Here is a 24,217-nt window from a genome sequence, read left to right as displayed (position 1 = left end):
GCACACCGTCACTCACGTTCGGCTCAGCCGACGGCCCGGCTGGCCAGGCGGCGCGCGGCGTAGGCCCGGCCCGCCTCTGGGTCACCCAGCACGAGGCCGGCAATGTCGGCCAACCGCGCAATCCGTCCGCCGCCGCCCCACGTACCCTCCGGGATCTCGTTGGCGAACACCCAGACACGCAGCGGGTCGGCGTCATAGCGCCCGCCCTCGGCCGCCAGTATCGCGTCGGTGACCGCGGCGACCATGCTGGCGCGGCGCTCGTCGTCGAACTGCCCCTCGGGCACCGAAGCAATCACCCGATAGTGCGGCGCCGCGGGCTGCTCGCCTGCGTGCAGCACCGCCGTGGGCCGGTGTAGCCAGACCTTCGCCAGTGCCCGGGCCGCCGGGTTTAGTGGGTCGGCCCCCTCGTGCTGGAGCAGCAGATCGGTGAGCGTGCCGAGGAGCGCGCGCTCCACGTCGGCCGGTAGCGCGCCGTCGGGAATGTAGGCATCGAGCATGGGCATTTCGTGGACCTTCCGCCGTGGGATGATGCGTTGTGATTCACAACTCAGCCTAGATATAGCTGAGTTGCAATGTCAAACTCTGATAGCGTGATTGCCATGTTCGTCGACCGGCTGAGCTACAGCGCCGACAATTGCTCGATCAAGCGGGCGCTCGACATCCTCGGAGAGAAGTGGACGCTGTTGGTCTTGCGCGAGGCCTTCTACGGCGCACGACGGTTCGAGCAGTTCCAGGCCTCGGTGGGCTGCGCGCGGAACCTACTGACCGAGCGGCTGAACACCCTCGTCGAGTCGGGTGTCATGCGGCGCGTGCCCTATCGCGAGCCCAGCCAACGGGAGCGCCACGAGTACCGCCTCACCGACAAGGGACTCGACCTGTTGCCCGCCATCGTTGCGCTCATGCAGTGGGGTGACCGCTGGGAGGCCGATCCTGCAGGACCACCGGTCGCGATCACGCACCGCGATTGCGGCGAACCAGCGGAGCTGGTGCTTCGGTGCAGCCATCACCACATCGAGCTTGGCGCGCGAGACACGCAACCCGTACCAGGGCCGGGAGCCCATCCGGCGCGAACGGGCTAGCGCCGCGCTACTTTTCGGCCGTCGGCGTCGGCTTGCGCGGCGCCAGCACCTTCCCCGCGACGGTGCCGCCGTCGACGGGCAACACGGTGCCGGTCACGTAACGCGACCGGTCGGTCGCGAAGTACAGCACGGCCTCGGCGACGTCGCCGGGGGTGCCCTCGCGCTTCAGAGGCCGGTCGTCCCGCATCGTTTGGCGGATCCTCGCCTCGAACTTCTCCAGTCGAGCGCGGTCCTCGTCGCTGGCGGCGGATTGCAGCAGCGGCGTCGGGATGTTGCCCGGGGCAATGCAATTGACCCGTATCTCATACTGCGCCAACTCGATTGCCGCGGACTTGGTGAACTGGATGACCGCGGCCTTTGAGGCTCGATAGCTGGCGACGCCGCCACCGGCGAGGATCCCGCCAATCGAGGACATGTTGATGATCGAACCTCCGCCGTGCTCGGCCATGTGCCGCGCGGCGTCGCGGGTACCTGCCATCACGCCGAGCACGTTCACCCGCATAACCGAGTCGAACTCGGCGAAGTCCTCGTCGAACAGGCCCTTCTTCAACGGACTGGACCGTCCGGCGTTGTTGACCATGACGTGCAGGCCACCGAACTGCTCGATTGCCGCGTCGACCAGTGAGGCGACCTGCTCCTGGTCACCGACGTCGGTGTGGTGGAAGTGCACGTCGGGACCCAGGTCCGCCGCCAGTTTCTCGCCAAGCTCGTCCTGCACGTCGGCGATCACGACCTTGGCCCCTTCGGCGGCGAACCGCTCGACGACGCCCCGGCCGATGCCGGACGCGCCGCCGGTGACGATCGCAACCTTGCCTGCCAATTCATTACTCATGACGTGGACGTCCCTTCGAGAAAGCGCAGTAACAGGTCGTTGACGACCTCGGGCTGTTCGAGTTGCGGGCAGTGGCCTGCGGCATCCACTACCGCCGACTGAGCACCGGCGATACGGCCCGCGATGTCGGCCGCCCAGCCTGCGGGGAGCAACTTGTCGCCGCCCCCTTCGATTACGAGCGTCGGCACCGTGATGCGGTGGTACGCACGCTCGGCAGACGGTGTCGCGGGCGGCGACTGCCCTGGCCGCCGAAACCTGGCCGCCGCGATCGCCTCCCACGCCCCGGGGGCGGTGCTCGAGGCGTACCGCCGCTGCACGTAGTCGTCGTCCGCCGGATAGGCGGGGTCGAAGAACAGCGCGGTGATGATGCGGCGCATGCCCTCGACGCTGGCGTCGTATTCGTAGAGCGCCTCCGCGTGTTCGTTGCGTTGGATCGTGCCGCCACCGCAGATCAGCGCGAGGGTCCGGACGGGCAGTACGGGCGCGTCCGACACGAGGTCGGTGAGCAGGTTGATGGCGCCCATCGAGTTTCCGACGAAGTGCGCGGAGTCGACGCCCATCGCCTCGCAGAAGTGTGCGACGTGCCGGATGCGCAGGCCTCTTCCGTCAACGAAGTCGACGACCTTCGCGGAGTGCCCGTAGCCCAACATGTCTGGGGCCAGCACCCGGTGGTGCGCGGCCAGCGCGCCGATGGTGCGCTCCCACCCGAGGTCTGCACTCGCGCCGAACTCGCCGCCGTGCAGCAGCACGACGGGATCGCCGACGCCCGCTGCCAGATAGCCGGTGACGAGTCCGTCGACAACGACGGACTTCCGCTCGAACTCCACGTGAGGCACGATACTGGCACTTTCGGAATCGGAGAACCGCGCTCTCCATTTGCTCCGATTGTCCAAAGTGCTTAATTCCTAGCGTCGCTCGGGCGACGAAGCTGGGCGGCCGTACAGTCTCGGACATGACCGCACAACTCAACGGCAAGCGCGTCCTGGTCACCGGCGGCGCGACGGGTATCGGAGCGGCCGCCGTGCAGGTGCTGAGCGCCGCCGGCGCCCGGGTCGCGGCGACGTTTCACCACACCCCTCCCCCGGAACGTTCCGACACCACCTGGCTTCAGTGCGACGCCGTCGACCCGACGTCGGTCGACCAGACGGTCCGCTCCGCGGTAGCGGCCCTGCACGGACTGGACGTGCTCGTCCACGCCGCCGGGTTGTGGCACCCCGGCGTGCCCGGCCAGATCGGCGTCGACGACGTACGCCACGTGATGGACACCAACTTCACCTCGACGGTGCTGACCAACCAGGCGGCTGCCGCCGTGATGGGCGAGACCGGTGGCGGGCGCATCATCAATTTCGGGTCGAGTGAAGGTGTCATGGGCAGCCCGATGTCGGCGATTTACGCGGCGTCCAAGTCCGCCGTCGCATCGTGGACGCGGTCGGCGGCCAAATGCTGGGCATCGCAGGGTATCACCGTCAACGCGCTCGCTCCTGCCGTGGAAACACCTGGTGCCCAACGCCTTCGGGACTTCCTCGGGCCCGATCTGGCGCCGCTCATCGAACAGCAGATGCAGCTGACCATCCCCATCGGCGGCAAACTCGGCGACCCCGTACACGACGTCGGGCCACTGCTGGTGTTCCTGGCCGGCGACGGGTCGCACTTCATCACGGGCCAACTGCTGGCCGTCGACGGCGGGTTGATGATGCTCGGCGCGTGATGGCGACCTCGCGCTACGTCCACAACGGCGACGCCCGCATTCACTACCTCGACTCGGGTGGTGACGATCGCGGCGCGCCGATCGTCTTCGTGCCCGGCATGACCGACATCGCCGACGACTACGTCGAAGTGCTGCCACTCTTCGGGCGTCGGACGGTAGTCGTCGAGGTCAGGGGCCACGGACGAAGCAGCAGCCCGGCCAGCGGGTACGACCTCGCGACGTTGAGTACAGACGTCGGCGCCGTCGTCGACGCAGTGACCGATGGGCCGGTCCACGTGGTGACGTTCAGCCGCGGCACGTCTGCTGCAATCGCGTGGGCGCTCGCCAACCCCAACCGCGTTCGATCGCTCGCGATCGGCGACTACGTCCCCGAGGAAAAGGTCCTGACGACCGACATCTCGCGCCGCCTGCTCAGCGGCCGTTGGCGCGGAACCCCCGTGAGCGAGCGCATCGACGTCGACGCCGGGACCAAGACCTTCCAGGCGGCTCACAAACGGTCGTTCTGGGATGAGCTTGCCGGGCTTGGACTTCCGCTGCTCGTCGTACGTAGCGGCGACAGCATCCTTGTCCGCGAAGAAGATTGGGCGCGGTACGCGGGGCTATTCCCGCACGCTCACCTTGTCGAGTTTCACGACTCACCGCACGACATCTTCCGCCCCGACCGCGGCCGCTACCCTCGGCTCGTCCAAGAGCACACGGATCGCGCGGACGGGGTCGGCGCCTGAGCCCTACGCCACCCGCACGGCACCCGCGAGCAACTGAGTGGCGAGCATGTCGAGCTGACCCGAGACGGTGCCATCCACCAACTGCCCCGTCTCGTCCCACACCGGGTCGGCCGAGTTGATCGCCACGCCAAGGGGTGTCGGCCACGCGCGCAGCGCGTGCCCGATGACACGCAACTGTCCGAGGGTGCCCACTGCCGCCTGCCATCCGTACGCGCAGCTGATGCAGCCCCATGGCGTGTTGTCCAGGTACACACGCGAATCGCCACGCAGATCCTCGATGTAGTCCAACGCGTTCTTCACCAGGCCGGACACCCCGCCGTGGTAGCCGGGCGAGCCGACCACGACGGCATCGGCGTCCCGCAACGCCGCGACCAACGCCGACGCCTTCTCAGTGCGATCGGCCTCGTGCGGGTTGTACATCGGCAGGTCGATGTCGTCGCCACAGAACAGCGCCGTGCGCCCGCCTTGGCGCTCGACGGCCGAAAGGCAGTGCCGCAGGGCGCGTTCGGTCGACGAGTTGGACCGCAGGGTGCCGCCGACGCCGACGATGAAGGGTTGGGTCTTGGTAGCAGTCACAGTGGGCTCACTTGATCGCGATGGGGTTGAGTGGAGATCCGACGCCGCCAGTGACGCTCAACGGTGGGGCCACGAGCTGGAATTCATAGCTGCCATCGGCGGCGCAGTCCTCGGCCAGCCCGGTGAGGTTCCAGTACTCACCGAACATCATGCCCATGTCGCGCAGGCACAGCATGTGCATCGGCAGGATCGTGCCGTCCACCCCTGACACCGGATTCTCGACCATGAGGTTGTCTGCGGCCACCGCCGCGACCTGGTGGTCGTGCAGCCACGACGCGCACGTCCAGTCCAGCCCTGCGCCGGGTTCGGCGCCGTCGCCGGTCTCGAGAAACCGTGCCCACCAACCCGTTCGGATCAGCACGATGTCACCGGGAGTGACGGTGACGCCCTGCGCCTTGGCCGCCGCATCAAGTTCGGAAGGCGTGATCGGCTCGGCGACGTCGTCGCAGTAGGTCTCGACACCACGCAGCTTCACCAAGTCGAGCAGCACGCCGCGCGAGGTGATGCCCTTGACGCCCACCTTGTCGATCCCGCAATGGATCGCACCGAGGCTGGTCACCGAACTCGCCGGGAACCCGTTGTAGAGCTTCTCCTCGTAGTACACGTGGGAGAGCGCATCCCATTGCGTCGCGGCCTGCAGAGGCATGATGATCAGATCGTCGTTGAAGCGCATCGGTCCGGCTTCGGAGTACCCGCTCAGCTGAACCGCCGTCGGGTTCTGCAGCCACTTCGGGCCGTACTCCAGCAGCGTGTTGGCGTCCCCGCCGTCGACCGTCATCACGTGGATCGGATTCTGCCGGTAGTGGAACGCGCCCTGCGGTCCGGACGAGCCGAAGTCGACGCCGAGCGGAAAGACCTTGCCGTGCTTGACCAGACTCGCTGCCTGAGCCACCTTCTCGGCGGTGATGAAGTTCAGCGTGCCGAGTTCGTCGTCGTCACCCCAGCGACCCCAGTTTCGGACGTCGTCGGCGACGCGCCGAAAGTCGTTCATGCTGGCCACGATGAGGCTCCTTCCATGGTGGCGGCGAGCCGGCTCGCGATGTTGCCACCGTCGACCCAGACCACCTGACCGGTGATGTAACCGGCTGCCGGGCTGTTGAGGAACACCAGCACGGCGGCCTGTTCATCGGGATTGGACACCCGCCCAAGGGGTTTTGGGATGTCGTCGAGGTAGGCCTGCCCGTACTTGGTCCTCAGCTGGTCGAGGATCGGCGTCTCGGTGACGCCCGGTCCCGTGCAGTTGATCCGGATTCCGCGCGCCCCCAGTGGCACGGCACTCTTCATGCCGTACAGGATGATCGCTTCCTTGGCCAGCCGGTAGCCCCCGTCGGCCAGCGCGTCGGGATGCTCCCCGCACCATCTGACGCCGTCGTCGAAGGTACGGGTGGCGAGCAGTCCGGCCACCTCGGCGACGTTCGCCTCGTAGTTTGAGGCCGCCAGCGACGACACGCTGGCGATCGCCGCCCCGGAGGGCATGCGTGGGGCCAATGACTCGGTCAGCTGGCGCGTGCCGAGGAAGTCGATCTTCACGACCAACAGCGGGTCGCCGATGCCGGACGACACTCCGGCCACGTTGAACAGCGCGTCGACCTGGCCGTCGATCGAGCCGACCGCGGAGTCGATGGACGCCGGATCGGACAGGTCGACCGGGTGAAAGTCGTAGAGCTCGAACGCCGGTCGCCGCACGTCGAGCCCGACCACCTCGGCGCCGAGGCCAGTCAGCTGGCCGACGAGTGCCGCACCGATACCCGATGCACACCCGGTCACCACGACGCGGCGACCGGCGTAGTCGAGCAGTTCGGCGAACTGACTCACCGGATTACGCTCCGGCCTTCTCCGCCGCCTCGCGCTGCTCCTTCTCCAACTGTGCGGCCTGCACCCGGCCCTCGTTGATCTCGGCCATCGCCTCGGGAATCTCGCTCGAGGTGAATTTTCCACCCTGGCCGGTAGGCAGCCCGCCGAACGAGTAGTTCTCGTCGAACTCCGGCGCCAGCGACGCCTCGCGGCGCTTCTCGAGCTTCTCCAAGACGGGTTCGAGCCGCTTGTTCTTGGCGGCGACGGCCTTCTCGTCGCGTTCGATGAACTCGGGCAGCACGTGCTTGCCCATCAACTCGATGGACTCCATCGTGCCCTCGTGGCTGCGCGGGTTGAGCAGCAGGATGATCTCGTCGACACCGCTCTCCTCGTAACCGCGTAGGAACTCGCGCACGGTGTCCGGCGAGCCGATCGCGCCGCGGCCGGGACCGTAGGCCAGCGTCGGGTCGGCGTCGACCTCGTCGAGGTAGCGCTGCCAGACGCCGGTGCGGCCCGGCGTGTGCATGCCGGTCATGTAGTAGTGCATGATCCCGAACGAGAAGAACCCGCCGCCGAGACCGAGCCGCTTGACCGCCTCGTCGTCGGTCTTGGCGACCATCATCGACAGGTCGCCGCCGATGGCCAGGATGTTGGGGTTCATCACGGGAGTGACGGGCGACCCCTTCTCCTCGAGTTCGGTGTAGTAGCCGTTCACGCGATCCTTCAGCGGACCGGGCCCGGTGTAGGCGAAACTCAGTGCACCGATGGCCTTCTGGGCCGCCATCTGCACCGACGACGGCCGGGTGCAGGCCACCCAGACCGGCGGGTGCGGGCGCTGCAACGGCTTGGGGATCACGTTGCGGGCTGGCATCTCGATGTGCTGACCCTTGAAGCCGGTGAACGGCTCCTCGATCATGCACCGGATGGCGACCTCGAGCGCCTCCTCCCACTGGGCGCGCTTGTCGGCCGGGTCGATGTTGAACCCACCGAGCTCGCCGACCGACGACGACTCACCGGTGCCGAACTCGACGCGCCCATTGGATAGCAGGTCGAGTGTCGAGATGCGTTCGGCGACACGGGCTGGGTGGTTGACGGCGGGCGGGAGGTGCATGATGCCGAACCCGAGCCGAATGTCCTTGGTGCGCTGGCTCGCCGCGGCCAGGAACATCTCCGGTGCGGTCGAGTGACAGTACTCCTCGAGGAAGTGGTGCTCGGTCAGCCAGACCGTGGAGAAGCCGGCCTTGTCGGCGAGTTCGACCTCCTTGAGCCCGTCCTGGAAGAGCTCGTGCTCGTCGTCGTCGGACCACGGCCGCGGCAGCGCGAACTCGTAGAACAGGGAAATCTTCATCTTTACCTCCGATGGGTGTTGAGCGTGGAATCGGTAGTGGGGCTGTTGGTCTGGTTGGTTGCACTGATTTCGGCAAGGTGCTTGGCGGCGACGTAGCCGAAGGTCATGGCGGGTCCGATGGTGGCGCCCGCGCCCGCGTAGCTGCGGCCCATGACGGCGGCGGTGACATTCCCCGTCGCGTAGAGGCCACCGATCACCGAGTCGTCGTCACGCAGCACCCTGGCGTGCTCGTCGGTGCGCAACCCGCCCGAGGTGCCCAGGTCGCCGAGGATGAGCTGAAACGCGTAGTACGGCCCCGCGCCGAGCGGATGCAGGTTCGGGTTCGGCAGCGTCGGGTCGCCGTAGTAGTTGTCGTAGGCGCTGTCGCCGCGGTTGAAGTCGTCGTCGTGCCCGTTGCGGGCAAGCTCGTTGAAGCGGTCCGCGGTCTGGCGCAGCTGGGCAGGCGGGACGTCTATCTTGATCCCGAGTTCTTCGAAGGTCGCGCCTTCCTTGACGATCCCGGAGTCCAGCCACGCCTTGGGCACCTTCCAGCCGGTCGGAACCGGCGCGAAGGGGATCTTCGGAATGGGTAGGTGTCCGCCCACCACGTAGCGATGGAACGACTGGATGTCGGTCACCAGCCAGCACGGAATGTGGGTGACGCCGGTGCGCTGGCCGTCGATCATGGCGTGCGCGAAGTCCATGTACGGCGCCGCCTCGTTGATGAAGCGTTTGCCTGCGCCGTTGACCACGAACTGCGACGGCATCATGCGTTCGTTGAGCATGAACTGCAACCGCCCGTCGGGCCAGCACATCGCGGGGAACCACCACGCCTCGTCGAGCAGGTCGGTGGAGGCACCCACCTTCTCACCCGCCCGGATACCGTCGCCCGTGGCAGCGGGATTGCCGAAGCTCCAATCCTTCTCGAGCTCGGGCAGGTGCTCGCGGCGCCAGGCCACGTCGTGATCGAAGCCTCCGGTGGCGAGCACGACACCGCGGCGCGCGCCGATACGCGTAGGGGCACCGTCTCGTTCGACGACGGCGCCGATGACGTTTCCGTCGACGTCGGTGAGCAACTCGGTCATGGGCGCGGACAGCCACAGCGGGATGCCGTGGTCTCGCAGCGCCAGCCGCATCCGCGCCATCAACGACTGACCGATGGCCGCCATCCGATCGCCGAAGACGCGGGCACGGAACATCCGCCAGATGAGTTTCACCAGGACGGCCTTGCCGCGCCAGTTCTGCCGTACCTGGTAGAAGAGCCGGAGATCCTTGGGCGCGAACCAGATTCCCCTCGGCGCGAGCGCCAACGGGGTCAGCAGGTTGCGCTCCTCGTCACCGAGCTTGCGCAGGTCGATCGCTGGCACGTTGATGGTGCTGCCCTGCTCGGAGCCGCCCGGCAGTTCGGGGTAGTAGTCGGCGTAACCCGGCTTCCAGACGAATTCGAACCAGGGACTGGACTTCTCGAGGAACTCCATCATCTCCGGCGCCTCGTCGACGTACGTGCGCAGCCGGGCATCGCTGACCAGGCCACCGGTGATGCGCTTGAGGTACTCGAAGACGCCGTCGGGCGGCGGCGTGTACCCGGCCCGGCGCTGTGACGGTGCGCCGGGCACCCAGATCCCTCCGCCGGACAGCGCGGTCGAACCGCCGAACTGAGCGGACTTCTCGACGACCAATGTGTCGAGGCCTGCGGCGTCGGCCTTCAGCGCTGCGGTCATGCCGCCGCCGCCGGACCCGACGACGAGCACGTCGACCTCATGATCGAAGCCGTTGTCGGTCACGAGAGCACCGCCGTCCTCACCGCGAAGCCGGCGATCAGTTCCGGCGCAGCCCGGTAGTACCGCGTGCCGGTCTCGTAGGCGCCCTGCGTTGCCAGCGCGGCAAAGGCCGCCACCCAGGTGCGGATCTCGTGGGCCGAGTTACCACCCTCGGCGGCGATCCACTTGTTCGACCACGCGTCGACCTCAGCGACTCGGTTGGTGTCGATGAGCTCGAGCAGGGCGTGGTCCCAGTCCGGATTCAGCGGACGCAGCGGCCCCTCGCCGTGCGCGAAGTGCTCTGCGGCCTCGATCACCGCCGTCTGCCGCGCAGCGCGTTGCTCCGTCGTCATGGGTTCGCCGTGCACGATGCGACCCAACGCCGCTGCGGGCGCAGTGGCCAACGTCGGCACGGGCGGATCGTGCGACAGCCCACCGGATCCCACGATCAGCACCCGCTTGCTCAGCGTCGCAAGGAAGTCGCCGACGGCGGCGCCGAGCGCCCTTGCCCGCCGGATGGGGCCGAGCGGAGTGGCCACCGAGTTGATGAAGATCGGGATCACCGGGATTTCCGTGAGGTCGCCGAAGAGCGTCTGCAACGGTTGGACGGTGCCGTGGTCGACGTCCATGCTCGCCGAGAGTGCGACGTCGACGCCCGCATTCATGACGGACTGGGCGCAGGCGGTGGCCAGGTCGGCGGGCACGTTCAGCGGTCCGCGATGCGAGCCGTAGTCGCCGACGCCCTGCGCGGCGGTTCCGATGCAGAAGGGCGGCATGGTGCGGTAGAAGAATCCGTTGTAGTGGTCCGGGGAGAAGATGACGACGAGTTCCGGATCGAAGGCGCGCGCGAAGTCGCGTGCGCCGGCCAGTGCCGCGTCGATGTCGTCAAGAAGCTCCCGTGACGGTCCCGGAAGATTTAGCAGCGGGCTGTGCGACATGCAGCACAGGGCTATCGAACTCATGGGATTCATTGCCTCCCTTCGCTATGCAGAGCACCTCGAACAACGCCTCACTCAGTTCGGGTGCGAGCTGGGCGATGCTCGCACCGGCAATGCACCGGTCCGGCCGGAGGAAGAGCACGGATTCGGCGTGGCCGTCGAACCACGCCTTGAGTGCACCGGTCCGGTCGCCAACGATGACGACCTCCGGGTCGTCGTGACCCGTCCAGTGCAGCTGTGTCGACGGGCGGGCGGCGATGAAGCTCGCCCCCAACGCCTTCCACCGTGCGAAGGCGACGTCACCCAGCAGCAGGCGGGGGTTGTTGTTCCAACTCAGCACCGCGAAGCCGGGACCGATGACGTCGTCCAACAGGACGTTCTGTGCCTCCCGGGTGTCGACGCGAGGCTGGATGAACAGCGTGCCCGTCGGCGAGGTGGCGCTGCGCGGTTCGACATGGGCGATCGCACCCTGTTCGTAGCGCGGCATCGGCTTGAAGCGCATCTCCAGGATGTAGCGCTTGAGCGTCGGAACGACGGAAGCGCCGCGAATCACCCTGTCGCGCAAGGCAGCTACCCTGCGGTTGGTCGGTGAGATGACGCGCCCAACCATGGTGGACAGGTCGATCATCGCCCTGGCGTGCTTGCGCCGCTCGGCGTCGTAGGTGTCCAGCAGCCCGTCGCCGGCCTTGCCGGTGGCCACCGCAGCGAGCTTCCACCCGAGGTTGGCCGAGTCGCGGATGCCGCTGTTGTAGCCCTGGCCCTGCCACACCGGCATCAGGTGAGCGGCGTCGCCTGCGAGGAACATGCGGCCCTTGCGGAACGCGCCCGCGATCCGGGAGTGGTGGGTGTAGACGCGGTGACGGATGACGTCGACGCGGTCGGGATGGGGCACGAACGGAGCCAGCATGCGGGCGATGAACTCCGGCCGCTCGACCTGCTCGTCGGTCTCGTCGGCGTGAATCATGAACTCGAACCGGCGAATTCCATGCGCGATCGAGATCGACGCATACGGCCGGGCAGGGTCCGCGCCGACTTCGCTGTTGGGGTGTCCCAGCGGATCGGTCGCGACGTCGATGACCAGCCAGCGCGTCGGCGAGGTGGTGCCCTCGAAGGTCACGCCCATCAGGCGACGGGTGGCGCTGCGGCCGCCGTCGCAGCCCACGACGTAGCGGGCACCGATGGATTCGGCACCGGACGGCCCGACGACGTCGACGCTGACGCCGTCGGCGTGCTCGGCGCACGATTCCATGCGGCTGCTCCAGCGCACCTCGACGCAGTCGAAGCGCTCCAGCCCGCGCAGCAGTTCCGCGTCGACCATCGGTTGGACGAAGCCGTTGCGCTTGGGCCAGCCGAAACGCGCGTCGGGCGGCGCCATTTCGGCGAGCAGGCGCCGATTGCCGTCGAAGAAGCGCAGGATCTGGTTGGGCACGGTGTGGGGCAGCACGTGGTCGACGAGTCCGATGGACTGGAACGCACGCAGTGCCTCGTCGTCGAGCCCGACGCCGCGCGGGTAGTCGATGAGCGTTTCACGCTCGTCGACCACCAGCGTCCGAACACCTTGCGCGCCAAGGATGTTCGCCAGTGTCAGCCCGACAGGGCCCGCACCGACGATCAGGACGTCCAGCTCAATCTCCACGTCAGCGCCCCAGCAGGAAGTCGACGTGCAGGGCGTTGAACGTCTTGGCGTCCTCGTACTGCGGCCAGTGTCCGCAGCCTTCCATCACCTCGAAGCGAGCGCCGGGAATCATCTCGGAGATCCGTCGGCCCTCGCTCACGTCGGCGGTCGGGTCGTCGCTGGTCCACAGCACCAGGGTGGGCGCGGCGATCGCACCGTAGTCGGCGGGCGACATGAGGTTGCGGGCCCGGATCTGCGGATCTTGCAGCGCCATGATGTCGCGCATGGCCGCCACGAAGCCCGGCTGGCGGTAGATGCGCTGGCGGCTGGCGACGATGTCGTCGTAGTCCTTGGACTTGTCGGCCATCAGCCACTTGATCCGCGATTGCACCGTCTCCCAGGTGGGATCCTCGACCGCGGCCATCGACAGCGTGATGATCCGCTTCATCACCTCCGGGTCGGCCTGGGAGCCGCCCGCGGTGTTGAGCACGAGGCGCTCGATGCGATCCGGGTGCACGGCGGCGGCCTTGGAGGCGACCCAGCCGCCGAGCGACTCGCCGGACAACAGCACCCGCTGCGCACCGATGGCGTCGAAGACGGCGAGCAGGTGGTCGACGTAGTGGGCGACCTCGAGTGGATGGCCCGGCTTGTCGGTGTAGCCGTGGCCGAGCATGTCGATCGACCAGGTCGAGAAGTGCTCGGCGTGGGACTCGAGATTGCGGACGTATGCCTCGGCATGACCCCCCGACCCGTGCAGCAGCACCAGCGTCGGGTTCGCGGTATCCCCCGCATGCAGGTAGCGGGTGCGCACCCCCCCTGCGTCGAGGTAGCCCTGCGAGAACGGGACGCCCTGGAGGTCACTCCAGACGCTCTCGTGCTCCTGCATCAAGCCCCCTCCTGAGGTAGTGAGTATCCGGTGATGGAAATCTCATTCTCTTGAAGTGCAATCGATGTGTGCTAATATCGCACACTAATGTGCACTATGTATAGAGCATCGCTCTCACGATGACGTCTGTCAAGGACGGCGCCGGCTCGGGCCGCGGCGCGGAGCCTGTCGAGCGGCTGTCGGCTGGCTCGCAGACGCTGGCCAGGGGGTTGACGGCGCTGCAGGCCGTCGCGAGCTCGCCGACGGGGATCACCGCGCAGCAGGTGGCCGACCACATCGGTGTGCACCGCACCATCGCCTACCGACTCCTCGGCACGCTCGCGCAGCACCGGTTCGTCGTGAAGGGCGAGGACGGCAAGTACCGCCCGGCGGCCGCCTTGGCCGTGCTCGGCGCGTCGTTCGACAACAACCTGAGGGCACTGAGCGTGCCGACCCTGCGCACACTCGCCGACGACCTCGGCGCCACCGTCTCCCTGCTCGTCGCCGAGGGCGATCAGCAGGTGGCCATCGCGGTGATCGTGCCGACGCTGGTCTTCTACCAACTGTCGTTCCACGAGGGCAGCCGGTACCCGCTCGAGCGCGGTTCGGCGGGTATCGCCCTGCTGGCCAGCATGCCGCCGCGCCCCGGTGAGCGGGACCTGGTTCCGCTCACGCGTGAGCAGGGCTGGGTCATGACGCACGGCGAGGTCGAGCCCGATACCTATGGGTTGGCGGTGCCGGTGCGCCGCAGGCCGCCGTCACCCCCCACGTGCATCAACCTCATCTCACACCGCAAGGACGTGCTGCTCGACGGCCGCGACGCGGTCATCACGGCGGCCAAGCGGCTGTCCGACATACTCGGCTAGCGAAAGGGATTGAGAGCGTGTCCGATTGGGACAACGAAGTCGACGTCGTCGTACTCGGTACGGGTGGCGCGGGCCTCACCGCGGCGCTGACGGCCGCGGTCGGCGGCGCCTCGGTGGCGGTCTACGAGAAGGCCGCGACGGTCGGCGGGACCACGGCGGTATCTGGAGGCATCGTCTGGATCCCCGCGCATCACCGCTCCCCCGACGGCGAGCTGACGGTCGAGGATGCGATGCGCTACCTCGAGGCACAGTCCCTCGGCGCCATGGACACCGCACTCGTCGAGACGTTCGTGCGCACCGGCCCGGAGATGCTCGACTTCGTCGAGGCGCACAGCGAGTTGCAGTTCGAGATCGCCGCGGGCTTCCCGGACTACAAGCCGGAACTTCCCGGCGGCAGGCCCACCGGTGGCCGCTCGCACAACGCGAAGCCGTTCGACCTCGCCCGGCTCGGCGAATGGAGCGACCGCATCACGTCGTTCCCGGTGGACTTCAGCAATGTCGGCATCGACGCCGAGACGCGGGCGCGGATCCACGCGTCCGTCGACGACATGGACGGCGACTACTGCGTCGCGGGCACCGCGCTCATCGCTGGCCTGCTGAAGGGCTTGCTGGACCACGGCATCGCGCCCGTGACGGAGGCCCGCGCGGTCGAGCTCATCGCGTCCGACGGGCGCATCGTCGGGGTACGAATCGACCACGGCGGCACGGACATTCGCGTGGGTGCCCGCCACGGCGTGATCCTCGGCACCGGTGGCTTCGAGTGGGACCCGACCCTGGTGGAGGCCTACCTTCGCGGGCCGATGCACGGACCTGTCTCGCCGCCGAACAACACCGGCGACGGCCTGCGCATGGCGATGGCGCATGGCGCCGACCTGGCCAACATGGGCGAGGCGTGGTGGGTGCCGATAGTTCAGCTGCCCGGCGACACCATCGACGGGCATCAGCGCAGCCGAAGCGTGCGGCTCGAGCGCACCCGTCCGCGCAGCATCATCGTCAACCGCGCGGGCAAGCGGTTCCTCAACGAAGCGGGCGAGTACAACTCGATGGCGGGCCCGTTCCATCACCTCGATCCGCGGTTCGGGTACGTCAACGATCCGGCGTGGATCGTGTTCGACTCCCTGCACCTGAAGAAGTACGGCTTCCTCGGCGTCGAGCCCGACGGAGTGGTGCCCGACTGGTACTGCAAGTCCGCCGATCTCGCCGAGCTGAGCGAGAAGACCGGGATCGCCGTCGAGGGGCTCACCCGCACCGTCGCCGCCTGGAATCACGGCGTCGCGAACGAGGTCGACCCCGACTTCGGCCGTGGCTCAAGCGCTTACGACGGCTACTGGGGCGACACCTCGGCGGCCACCCCGGCGTTGCAGACGTTGGGCCCGATCGATACGCCGCCCTACTTCGCGGTGCCGGTCACCGTCGGCGCAATGGGCACCAAGGGCGGGCCGCGCACCGATGCCGACGGTCGCGTGCTGCACGTCAGCGGCGATCCGATCCCGGGGCTCTACGCCGTGGGCAATGCGATGGCCGGCGTGACCGGCAAGGCATACGGCGGAGCGGGCGGAACCCTGGGCCCCGCAATGGTGTTCGGCTACCGCGCCGGACTGGCCGTCACGAAGTCCTGACGCCGTCGTCCTCCGTTGACATAGCGCTCACAGATAGCCCTACTCGCACTTCTGCCACGTAGGCGCTACCTCAACGCGAGGAGCACCTAGTCGTCGGCGCGGACCTTGTCCTTGACGGCGGGCACCACCGGCGGCGCCTCGCGCCAGTTCGGAAGCCCGTCGGTCTCATTCGCCACCGGGAAGCCACCTTGATGGACCCAGGCCCAATGGGCATGGTTCAGCTGGTGCATGGTGAAGCACGCGTTGAGCGAGTTGTAGAAGCCCTGGTTGTCCTGCGTCTGGTTGACCGACTCCTTGATCAGCAGCGCGGCCATCGTGGGCACCTTGGCGATGCGACGGGCGAACTCCAGGGTCTTGTCGGCCAGCTCGTCGGCGGGGAAGATCTTGGAGACCATGCCGAGCGCGTGCGCCTCCTCCACCGACAGCGAGTCGCCGGTGAGCATGAGCTCCTTGGTCTTTCGCGCCCCGAACTCCCACGGATGAGCGAAGTACTCGACGCCGCACATGCCCAGCCGGGTGCCGACGACGTCGGCGAAGGTGGTGTTGTCGGCGGCGACGATCAGGTCGCACGCCCACATCAGCATCAGCGCGGCGGCGTAGACGTCGCCGTGCACCTGCGCGACGGTGATCTTGCGCAGGTTGCGCCACCGGCGGGTGTTCTCGAAGAAGTAGTGCCACTCCTGGAGGATGAGCTTCTCGGCACCCTCGCGCGTCGCGCCGTTCTCGCGGAAGCTCGGGTGCTGATCCGGGCCGGGCGTGTACTCCGCCATCATGTCTTTCGACCCCAGGTCGTGACCCGAGGAGAACATCGGCCCGTTGCCACCGAGGATGACGACGCGGACGTTGTCGTCGGCCTCCGCCTTGAGGAAGGCCTCGTTCAACTCGACGAGCAGGCCGCGTTGCTGGGCGTTGCGCTGGTTCGGTCGGTTCAGCATGATGCGGGCGATCGTGCCCTCGTCGAGGGTCTCGTACGTCACGAAGCGAAAGTCAGCCATGAATCGCACTCTATTCCCATGAGAATGGCATTACCGCAGCGGGTACTGCCGCGGTGATTACAGCGACAGGATGGTCGCCGACGCGGTGCCCGGCGCGCCGTAGACCTGCGCCAATCCGACGCGCGGGCTGTTCGGAACCTGGCGGTCGCCGGCCTCGCCGCGGAGTTGGCGGACCAGTTCGTGCATCTGCCGAAGGCCGGACGCGCCGATGGGCTCGCCGTTGGCGATCAGCCCGCCGTCAGTGTTGATCGGCAGCTCGCCGCCGATCTCGGTGGCACCATCGGCCAGCAGCTTCTCCTGGTCGCCGTCAGCGCACAGACCGGTCTCGGCCATGTGGATGACCTCGGCGCCTGCGTCGGTGTCCTGCAACTGCGCGATGTCGACGTCCTCGGGTCCGATGCCGGCCACCTCGTAGGCCGCCTTCGCCGCGTACACCGTGGGCGACGTGTCCGTTTCGAGTGGCGCCGACGTGGCATGCACCTCGTAGGCGCCGAAGCGGCGGGTGCGAATCTCGGTGGCCCGTACGAAGACTGGAGTCTTCGTGTACTTGTGGGCGAGGTCGCCGCGGCACATGATGACGGCGGCCGCGCCCTCGTCGGGCGCACAGAACATGAACTGCCGTAGCGGGTAGTTCAGCACCGGCGACGCCATGATGTCGTCGACGGAAATTTCCTTGCGGCGGAACGCATTCGGATTCAGCACACCGTTGCGGAAGTTCTTGTTGGCTACCCGGGCGAGCGTCTCCTCGGAGATGCCGTGCTCGTGCAGGTAGTGGTTGGCCTTGATGCCGAAGAACTTCGTGGTGACGAACTGGCCGTTCTCGGCGTACCACTGTGGCAGCGCCAGCTTGGCGGGGTCGTCGGTGAAGGCGCCGCGCGGATGCTTGTCCAGTCCGATCGCGATGCCGATGTCGTACTTGCCCAGCCGGATCGTGTCGGCGGTCTGCTGGATGGCGCTTGCCGAAGTGGCACAGGCATTGAAGACGTTGGTGAACGTGATGCCCGTGAGTCCGACGAGCCGCGTCACCGAGTCCGGGTTCGACACCTCGTAGCTGCCACCGAACCCGAATTGGATGTCCTCCCAACCGAGTCCGGCGTCGGCCAGCGCGAGGTGGATTGCCTCGGCGCCCATTTCGACGGCGGTCTTGTCGAACCGGCCGAACGGGTGAAGTCCGACCCCGATGATGGCTACGTCGTTGGTCATGTCAGTACTCCCTTAGACCGGCTGGAACGCGAAGGTGACGATCTCGTTGCCGTCGGCGTCGGTGGCGAAGGGCACCATGGTCAACTCGACCTCCATGCCGAACGTCAGCTTCTCCGGGTCGTTCTCCGTGAGCCGACCCTCGACGCGCACCACGTCACCCAGTTGCACGAGACCGACCCCGAACGGGACGAAGTCCTTGCCGGTGGGCCCGGCGTAAGGGGCCCCTGGCGGGAAGCCCTGGGTGGTCCACGCGATCACCGTGCCGCGGCGCGGCAACAGCACGTCACTCATGTCGGCCTTGCTGCACTTCGGGCAGTGCGACTGGCGTGGGAACACCGTGGCCCCGCACGCGCCGCACCCGCTGCCGATCAGCTGAGGGTTCTCCTCCGGCCACGTGGAGATTCCGGGGTCGATTGCCTTCTGCATGTAGGGCTCCTCACGGGACGAAAATCGGGCGCAAGAATACGTTCACGGAATCGTACAACATCATTCCTGCATAGTGGAAAGCTGATTCTCATCTGCATCTGCGCTGGTGAACAGCGATGTCGCCGCCGTGTAGACGTCCACCCGGCCCTCGGCGACCTCGGCCGCGAGCGCGTCCAACTCGGGCCGCCTGCGCAGCGCGCTCTGCGCCAGCGACAGGATCTGGGCGCGGGCGCGGGCCGCCCGACGCTCGGGACTGTCGGAACGGAGATGGGCGTCGATGGCGTCGACCAACTCGGCGATGCCCTCGTTCTTGGCTGCGACGATCTTCAAGATGGGCGCGCTGGTCTCGGCGTGCAGGTCACGCACCGTCTGATCGGCGCCCTCGCGATCCGCCTTGTTGATCACCACGATGTCGGCGACCTCCAGCAGACCCGCCTTGGCCGCTTGGACCGCATCGCCCGCACCGGGATTGAGCACGACGACGGTCGGATTGGCCACCGCGGCGACCTCGATCTCGGACTGGCCCACCCCGACCGTCTCGATTACGACCAGGTCGTACGCCAGCGCCGCGAGCACGCCGATCGCGGCGGGTACCGCCTCCGCCAAGCCTCCGAGGTGACCGCGGGTCGCGACCGAGCGGATGAGCACGTCGCTGTCGTTGATGTGGGCAGCCATCCGGATGCGGTCGCCGAGCAGTGCGCCGCCGCTGTAGGGCGACGACGGGTCGACGGCGAGCACGGCGACCCGCAGCCCCCGCGCGCGATACGCGGCGACCAGCACGGCGATCGTCGTCGACTTCCCGGCACCCGGCGGGCCGGTGATCCCGATGACGCGCGCAGTGTGGTGACCGATGGCGGCCAGTACTTCGTCGCGACGCGCACTCTCGACCAGGCTCAGCAGCCGACCGGCCGCCCTGGTGGAACCGTTGCGCGCCGCTGCGATGAGCTCTTCGATGGTCATCAGGTGCGGGTGAGTCTACGCAGCGGACACGTCGATGACGGTCGCCGAACCCATGACAGCTTCAGGCATGTGCGGACTCCATTTCGACCATGAATGAGAATGCTATTCTCTCAGTTTGAGAGCGTCAGTTGCAAGAAGGGGAACCACATGCAAATCGCCGGGAGTTCTGCGATCGTCGTCGGCGGCGCGGGCGGCTTGGGAGAGGCGACCGTGCGCCGCCTGCACGACGCAGGTGCCAAGGTCGTCGTCGCCGACCTAGCCGACGAGAAGGGCAAGGCTCTCGAGAGCGAGCTCGGCGTGCGCTATGTGCCCACCGACGCGACGTCCGAGGAGTCCGTCAACGCCGCGATCGCGGAGGCGGTTTCGCTTGCGCCGCTGCGCATTTCCGTCGACACCCACGGCGGCCCCGCCAGCGGCGGTCGGCTGATCGGCAAGGACGGCTCTCCACTGGATCTCGACGGCTTCAAGAAGACCATCGAGTTCTACCTGACCGCGGTGTTCAACGTGATGCGGCTTTCGGCGGCGGCCATCGCCAAGTCCGAACCGCTGGAGGAGGGCGCCCGCGGCGTCATCGTCAACACCGCGTCGATCGCCGGATACGAAGGGCAGATCGGCCAACTCCCCTACTCGGCAGCCAAGGGCGGCGTGCTCGGTATGACCCTCGTCGCGGCGCGCGACCTGTCGCCGTTGGGCATCCGCGTCGTCACCATCGCCCCCGGCACCATCAACACCCCGGCGTACGGCAAGGCGGGCGATCAGCTCGAGCAGTACTGGGGTCCGCAGGTTCCGTTCCCGAAGCGCATGGGCCGCTCAGGCGAATACGCCCAACTGGCGCAGAGCATCATCGAGAACGACTACCTCAACGGCGAGATCATCCGCCTCGACGGCGCGCTGCGGTTCCCTCCCAAGTGACTCGACCACTCGACGGGAAGGTGGCATTCGTCGCCGGTGCCAGCCGTGGCATCGGCGCGACGATCGCGAAGTCACTGGCCGCCGCGGGTGCCGCCGTCGCCGTCGCCGCGCGCTCCGAAGAGCAGGGCAAGCTGCCTGGCACCATCGGATCGGTCGCCGACGGGATCGTCGCGGCGGGCGGGCGCGCCATCCCCGTGCCGTGCGACGTCACCAGCGAGGACTCCGTCAACGCCGCGGTGGAGGCGACGGTCGCGGAGTTCGGCGGCATCGACATCCTCGTCGCGAATGCCGGCGTATTGTGGCTCGGCCCAATCGAATCCACGCCACTCAAGCGTTGGAAGCTGTGCCTCGACGTGAACCTCACCGGCGTCTTCCTAGTAACCAAGGCCGTCATCCCCCACGTGCGAGCACGTGGCGGCGGCTCGCTGATGGCGATCACCACCACCGGCGTCACGATGACCGATCAAGGCGCCAACGCCTACTGGGTGTCCAAGGCCGCGGCCGAGCGGCTGTACCTCGGACTGGCCGCCGACCTCAGGCCCGACAACATCGCCGTCAACTGCCTCAGCCCGTCGCGGGTGGTGCTCACCGAGGGCTGGCAGGCCGGCGGCGGTGGCTTCGAGATCCCGCCGGAGATGGTCGAACCACCCGAGGCGATGGGTAATGCTGCGGTCTTGCTGGCCCAACAGGATGGCTCCGGCATCACCGGCACCATCCAGCGTTCAGAAGAGCTCGTCTCCTAAGCGCGAGCAGTCCGCCGATAACCGACGATCGCGCTTCTGCGCCTTAGCGCGATCGTCGCCGCGGCGGGATCTCGGCTGGGCACAGTCGATACTGCGAGACTCGCAAAGGCTTCTCTGGCGTTAGCCCCAGCCGACGAAGGGGGGCCCGAACGCCGTCACCTCGCATGACTACCTCGATGCATCGGCTACCTCATCAGGCCTATCCGATAGGTGCAAGCTGATATGCTGGACCTAGTCAACTATTTAATGATTCCGCAGCTAAGCGGATTCTTGTAACAGCCCGGAGGTACTCCTGTGAGCGAGTTCGATTCCAGTGACTTCTTCACCAACGAAGCCCTGATCGACGACCCATACGGCTATTACGCCGCGCAACGCTCACAGTGCCCGGTGAGCGTCGACCCAGAGAGCGGCATCATGGCGGTCACCGGCTATGAGGCGGCGATGTCGGTCTACAAGGACGTCGCCGGGTTCTCGGCCTGCAACACGGTGCTCGGCCCGTTCACTCCACTTCCATTCGAACCCACCGGCGATGACATCACCAAGCAGATCGCGCAACACCGCGATGAGATGCCCTTCAGCGGTTATCTGGCGACCCTCGATCCTCCCCGCCACACCAACGTTCGCGGCTTGCTCAGCAGGCTGATGACGCCGCGGCGCATGAAGGAGAACGAGGAGTTCATGTGGTCGCTCGCCGACCGCCAATTGGACCAGTTCGTTCCGCCCGGCAAAGGCGACTTCCTGGGCGAGTACGCAAGATCCGTCTCGATGCTCGTCATCGCGGACCTTCTCGGCGTTCCGGCCGAGGACCACGACACGTTCCGTGAGAATCTTGCCGCGTCGCGTAGCGAAGCGGGGCACGCCCAGGAGATTGCCCACAATCCGTTGGAATTCCTTGAACAGAGCTTCGCCGACTACGTCGAGGACCGCCGACGCAGCCCTCGCAACGATGTGCTGACCTCACTCGCCCAGGCGAAGTATCCAGACGAGTCAACTCCAGAGGTCATTGACGTCGTCCACCTAGCCACCTTCCTGTTCGCCGCAGGACAGGAAACCACCACCCACATGCTCGCCTTTGCAGTGCGCGCACTTGCCGAGCGCCCGCAGCTTCAGGAGCAGCTTCGCAACGACACCAGCCTTATCCCGAATTTCCTCGAGGAAACGCTTCGGATGGAAAGCCCGATCAAGAGTCAATTCCGGCTGGCGAGCAAGACCACGACCATCGGCGGCGTGCCGATGCCCGCGGGCCGCACGGTCATGCTGCTGCTGGGGGCATTCAACCGCGACCCGGCCCGTTTCGACGAGCCGGACGAGTTTCGCATCGACCGCCCAAGCATCCGCGAGCATGTCGCCTTTGGGCGCGGCATCCACTCCTGCCCCGGCGCGTCGTTGGCCCGTGTCGAAGGCCGCGTCACGATCGAACGCGTGCTGGCCCGGATCGCCGACATCAGGATTTCCGAGAAGCACCACGGACCGGTCGGCGATCGCCGCTACTCATATGAACCGGCCTTCTTCGCCCGCGGGCTCAAGGAACTGCACATTGAGTTCACGCCCGCCTGACGACGGCAGGCGTGAACTCCGTCGGCAGGACTCAGAAGTGGTAGTCGTCGTCGGGCTTGAGGAATTCCAGGAGCGAACGACGTTCGGTGCTGTCATCGGCTAAGCCTGGCTAGCTCACCAGATAAGGTAGTGGGCGCGCCGCTGAAGGAGGGCTGTGACGCAGTCGAACGTTGAAGCCGACCCACCTTCCTTTGTTCTGGGACCTATCGCCCGCCGAAACACTCAGAAGGTCTCGCACCTGCTTGCGGCCGACCTTCGACGGCAGATTCTCGACGGTCATTTGGCCACCGACCAGCAGTTGCCCCCAGAGGCGGACCTGACCGCACAGCTGCAGATATCCCGCGAGACGCTGCGTGAAGCGCTGCGCATTCTCGAATCCCAGCAACTCGTCGAGATCAAGCGCGGGCGGGGCGGCGGCGCCGTTGTCCGTCGACCTGGTTTGGAGGCGGTCGGTCGGTATGTTGCGCTGCTGTTGCAGCTGCGCAAGACCACGCTGGCGCACCTCGAAGAGGTTCGATCGGTGATCGAACCTCCGGCCGCCGCACAGCTCGCGAAACGCGTCAGTTCCGAAGATCTGGAGATCCTCGTCGAGTTACATGACGCCGAGCGCGCCGCCCAGGAAGATCCGTTCGCGTTCGTCACTGCCATGTCGGCGTTCGATCAAGCCGTCACTGAGCTGTCCGGCAACCAGACGCTCGCGGTCATCGCCGGCGTCTTCCGTGACATCTACGCCGGACAGGTGTACGCGGCAATCGATGCGAACGAGGACGGGTCGGCAGCGCAGATCGCCCGCCGAGTGATCGTCAGCCACAGCGCTTTCCTGGACGCCGCCCGGCGCGGCGATGCCTCCCTCGCTCAGACGGCATGGAGCGACTACCTCTTCACCACAGGCCGGATGCTGGTGAGCCGCAATATTAGTCGTAAACCGATCGACATGGCACCGCTCTGGAGAGCACAGGCCGGACGGGCCGGCACGGAGCCGGCACCCCGACGGGCAGTGGTTGTCGCCGCCGAGATTCGTGCACGCATCGCCGAGGGCTGCCTGAACGATGGTGACCGGCTGCCGCCGCTACCGGAACTGGCCGACGAGTTCGGCATCTCGCGACCGACCTTGCGTGAAGCCCTGCGAATCCTGGAAATGGAATTTCTTCTCGACCTCCGGACTGGCGATCGGAGCGGAGCCTCCATCCGCACGCCGTCTACTCAAATCGCCGCCCAGTTGTCTGGCACCGTCCTCGAATCTCGCAAAATCACAGTGTCCGACTGTTTCCGCGCGCTGCGGCTGATCGAGCCCTCCATCATCGGATTGATCGCCTCCCGCATCAATGCGAAGCAGCTCGACGCGCTGCACGCCATGAACGCTAAGTTGGCCGTCTCGACTGAGGACACCCCGCGGTTCGTCACGACATGGCGGGAGGCCGAAGGCATGGCCTTTTCTGCCGTCAGGAATCCAGCCCTCACCGTGATCGCCGAGATCCTGCACTGGATACGTGTCGGTGTTGAATCGGCCGTCATCGCAGACGTGAAGGACCTGCCTTGGGTGCACAAGACCAATCGGAAGATTCAGCGTCTCTTCGCTCAATTTGTCGTGGCCGCATCCGAACACGATTCCGCTCGTGCAAGCGAAGTCTGGGCAGAGTGCTTGAAAGTCAACGCCCTCATGGAGGATTCGGAGTTCGGTCAACGGCTGCTGCGGGAGCTGATGGATTGACTTCCG

General features: G+C 66.9%; 24 protein-coding genes. 9 read left to right on the top strand and 15 right to left on the bottom strand.

What is annotated here, in order from left to right; translation table 11 throughout:
• Positions 1 to 23: 23 nt before the first annotated feature.
• Entirely contained in the window at positions 24 to 503 is a 480-nt protein-coding gene (locus tag SLQ33_RS22225; RefSeq protein WP_319456047.1) for a tautomerase family protein, read from the bottom strand.
• A gap of 96 nt (positions 504 to 599) precedes the next feature.
• Here SLQ33_RS22225 and SLQ33_RS22220 point away from each other — a divergent pair, with 96 nt between their 5' ends.
• Positions 600 to 1,079 (top strand): helix-turn-helix domain-containing protein, encoded by a 480-nt coding sequence (locus SLQ33_RS22220; RefSeq protein ID WP_319456046.1) that lies wholly within the window; start codon positions 600 to 602, stop codon positions 1,077 to 1,079.
• 7 nt (positions 1,080 to 1,086) lie between these two features.
• Here SLQ33_RS22220 and SLQ33_RS22215 read toward each other — a convergent pair whose 3' ends face one another.
• On the bottom strand, positions 1,087 to 1,911 hold the full coding sequence (locus SLQ33_RS22215; protein ID WP_319456045.1) for an SDR family oxidoreductase: 825 nt from the start codon (positions 1,909 to 1,911) through the stop codon (positions 1,087 to 1,089).
• Entirely contained in the window at positions 1,908 to 2,738 is an 831-nt protein-coding gene (locus SLQ33_RS22210) for an alpha/beta hydrolase (RefSeq protein ID WP_319456044.1), read from the bottom strand. Before SLQ33_RS22210 ends, SLQ33_RS22215 begins: the two co-directional genes overlap by 4 nt.
• A 125-nt stretch (positions 2,739 to 2,863) precedes the next feature.
• Between SLQ33_RS22210 and SLQ33_RS22205 the strand changes: the two genes are divergently transcribed.
• On the top strand, positions 2,864 to 3,619 hold the full coding sequence (locus SLQ33_RS22205; RefSeq protein WP_319456043.1) for an SDR family oxidoreductase: 756 nt from the start codon (positions 2,864 to 2,866) through the stop codon (positions 3,617 to 3,619).
• Positions 3,619 to 4,344: an alpha/beta fold hydrolase gene (locus SLQ33_RS22200; protein ID WP_319456243.1), complete on the top strand. Its 726-nt coding sequence runs from the start codon at positions 3,619 to 3,621 to the stop codon at positions 4,342 to 4,344. Before SLQ33_RS22205 ends, SLQ33_RS22200 begins: the two co-directional genes overlap by 1 nt.
• Positions 4,345 to 4,347: 3 nt before the next feature.
• On the opposite strand, the gene SLQ33_RS22195 is transcribed toward SLQ33_RS22200, so the two are convergent.
• The 8 genes from SLQ33_RS22195 to SLQ33_RS22160 are packed head-to-tail and all read right to left on the bottom strand — an operon-like array spanning position 4,348 to position 13,240.
• Positions 4,348 to 4,920 (bottom strand): NADPH-dependent FMN reductase, encoded by a 573-nt coding sequence (locus SLQ33_RS22195; protein WP_319456042.1) that lies wholly within the window; start codon positions 4,918 to 4,920, stop codon positions 4,348 to 4,350.
• 7 nt (positions 4,921 to 4,927) lie between these two features.
• On the bottom strand, positions 4,928 to 5,911 hold the full coding sequence (locus SLQ33_RS22190) for a cyclase family protein (protein WP_413467704.1): 984 nt from the start codon (positions 5,909 to 5,911) through the stop codon (positions 4,928 to 4,930).
• Positions 5,908 to 6,735 (bottom strand): coniferyl-alcohol dehydrogenase, encoded by an 828-nt coding sequence (locus tag SLQ33_RS22185; RefSeq protein WP_319456040.1) that lies wholly within the window; start codon positions 6,733 to 6,735, stop codon positions 5,908 to 5,910. The genes SLQ33_RS22190 and SLQ33_RS22185 overlap by 4 nt, the downstream gene beginning before the upstream one ends.
• A 4-nt stretch (positions 6,736 to 6,739) precedes the next feature.
• A complete protein-coding gene (locus tag SLQ33_RS22180; RefSeq protein WP_319456039.1) occupies positions 6,740 to 8,062 on the bottom strand; it encodes an LLM class flavin-dependent oxidoreductase in 1,323 nt (440 codons plus the stop codon).
• Positions 8,063 to 8,064: 2 nt separating this feature from the next.
• A complete protein-coding gene (locus SLQ33_RS22175; RefSeq protein WP_319456038.1) occupies positions 8,065 to 9,825 on the bottom strand; it encodes an FAD-binding protein in 1,761 nt (586 codons plus the stop codon).
• Positions 9,822 to 10,739 (bottom strand): 3-carboxyethylcatechol 2,3-dioxygenase, encoded by a 918-nt coding sequence (locus tag SLQ33_RS22170; protein ID WP_319456242.1) that lies wholly within the window; start codon positions 10,737 to 10,739, stop codon positions 9,822 to 9,824. The genes SLQ33_RS22175 and SLQ33_RS22170 overlap by 4 nt, the downstream gene beginning before the upstream one ends.
• Positions 10,687 to 12,375: a bifunctional 3-(3-hydroxy-phenyl)propionate/3-hydroxycinnamic acid hydroxylase gene (locus SLQ33_RS22165; protein ID WP_319456037.1), complete on the bottom strand. Its 1,689-nt coding sequence runs from the start codon at positions 12,373 to 12,375 to the stop codon at positions 10,687 to 10,689. The genes SLQ33_RS22170 and SLQ33_RS22165 overlap by 53 nt, the downstream gene beginning before the upstream one ends.
• Position 12,376: 1 nt before the next feature.
• A complete protein-coding gene (locus SLQ33_RS22160) occupies positions 12,377 to 13,240 on the bottom strand; it encodes an alpha/beta hydrolase (RefSeq protein ID WP_319456036.1) in 864 nt (287 codons plus the stop codon).
• Positions 13,241 to 13,359: 119 nt separating this feature from the next.
• Between SLQ33_RS22160 and SLQ33_RS22155 the strand changes: the two genes are divergently transcribed.
• Positions 13,360 to 14,085 (top strand): IclR family transcriptional regulator, encoded by a 726-nt coding sequence (locus SLQ33_RS22155; protein ID WP_319456035.1) that lies wholly within the window; start codon positions 13,360 to 13,362, stop codon positions 14,083 to 14,085.
• Positions 14,086 to 14,102: 17 nt separating this feature from the next.
• On the top strand, positions 14,103 to 15,704 hold the full coding sequence (locus SLQ33_RS22150) for an FAD-dependent oxidoreductase (protein ID WP_319456034.1): 1,602 nt from the start codon (positions 14,103 to 14,105) through the stop codon (positions 15,702 to 15,704).
• A gap of 86 nt (positions 15,705 to 15,790) precedes the next feature.
• Here SLQ33_RS22150 and SLQ33_RS22145 read toward each other — a convergent pair whose 3' ends face one another.
• The 4 genes from SLQ33_RS22145 to SLQ33_RS22130 are packed head-to-tail and all read right to left on the bottom strand — an operon-like array spanning position 15,791 to position 19,288.
• Positions 15,791 to 16,699 (bottom strand): enoyl-CoA hydratase, encoded by a 909-nt coding sequence (locus SLQ33_RS22145; RefSeq protein ID WP_319456033.1) that lies wholly within the window; start codon positions 16,697 to 16,699, stop codon positions 15,791 to 15,793.
• Positions 16,700 to 16,756: 57 nt separating this feature from the next.
• Positions 16,757 to 17,902 (bottom strand): thiolase family protein, encoded by a 1,146-nt coding sequence (locus tag SLQ33_RS22140; protein ID WP_319456032.1) that lies wholly within the window; start codon positions 17,900 to 17,902, stop codon positions 16,757 to 16,759.
• A gap of 12 nt (positions 17,903 to 17,914) precedes the next feature.
• Positions 17,915 to 18,328 (bottom strand): Zn-ribbon domain-containing OB-fold protein, encoded by a 414-nt coding sequence (locus SLQ33_RS22135; RefSeq protein ID WP_319456031.1) that lies wholly within the window; start codon positions 18,326 to 18,328, stop codon positions 17,915 to 17,917.
• Between the two features lie 60 nt (positions 18,329 to 18,388).
• A complete protein-coding gene (locus tag SLQ33_RS22130; RefSeq protein ID WP_319456030.1) occupies positions 18,389 to 19,288 on the bottom strand; it encodes an ArgK/MeaB family GTPase in 900 nt (299 codons plus the stop codon).
• A 147-nt stretch (positions 19,289 to 19,435) separates the two neighbouring features.
• Between SLQ33_RS22130 and SLQ33_RS22125 the strand changes: the two genes are divergently transcribed.
• The 4 genes from SLQ33_RS22125 (at position 19,436) to SLQ33_RS22110 (ending at position 24,211) form a co-directional block, all read left to right on the top strand.
• Positions 19,436 to 20,200, top strand: coding sequence for an SDR family NAD(P)-dependent oxidoreductase (locus SLQ33_RS22125; protein ID WP_319456029.1), 765 nt, complete (start codon positions 19,436 to 19,438; stop codon positions 20,198 to 20,200).
• Entirely contained in the window at positions 20,197 to 20,943 is a 747-nt protein-coding gene (locus SLQ33_RS22120; RefSeq protein WP_319456028.1) for an SDR family NAD(P)-dependent oxidoreductase, read from the top strand. The genes SLQ33_RS22125 and SLQ33_RS22120 overlap by 4 nt, the downstream gene beginning before the upstream one ends.
• A gap of 294 nt (positions 20,944 to 21,237) precedes the next feature.
• Complete coding sequence (locus SLQ33_RS22115) at positions 21,238 to 22,500, top strand: cytochrome P450 (RefSeq protein WP_319456027.1); 1,263 nt, start codon at positions 21,238 to 21,240, stop codon at positions 22,498 to 22,500.
• A 154-nt stretch (positions 22,501 to 22,654) separates the two neighbouring features.
• Positions 22,655 to 24,211, top strand: a complete 1,557-nt coding sequence (locus SLQ33_RS22110; RefSeq protein ID WP_319456026.1) for a FadR/GntR family transcriptional regulator — start codon at positions 22,655 to 22,657, stop codon at positions 24,209 to 24,211.
• Positions 24,212 to 24,217 lie beyond the last annotated feature (6 nt).

Origin of the sequence: Mycobacterium sp. RTGN6, assembly GCF_033804605.1 — a bacterium.
Taxonomy (GTDB): Bacteria; Actinomycetota; Actinomycetes; order Mycobacteriales; family Mycobacteriaceae; genus Mycobacterium.
Note: the sequence above shows the minus strand (reverse complement) of the source record. Positions and strands in the feature narration are given on the sequence as shown.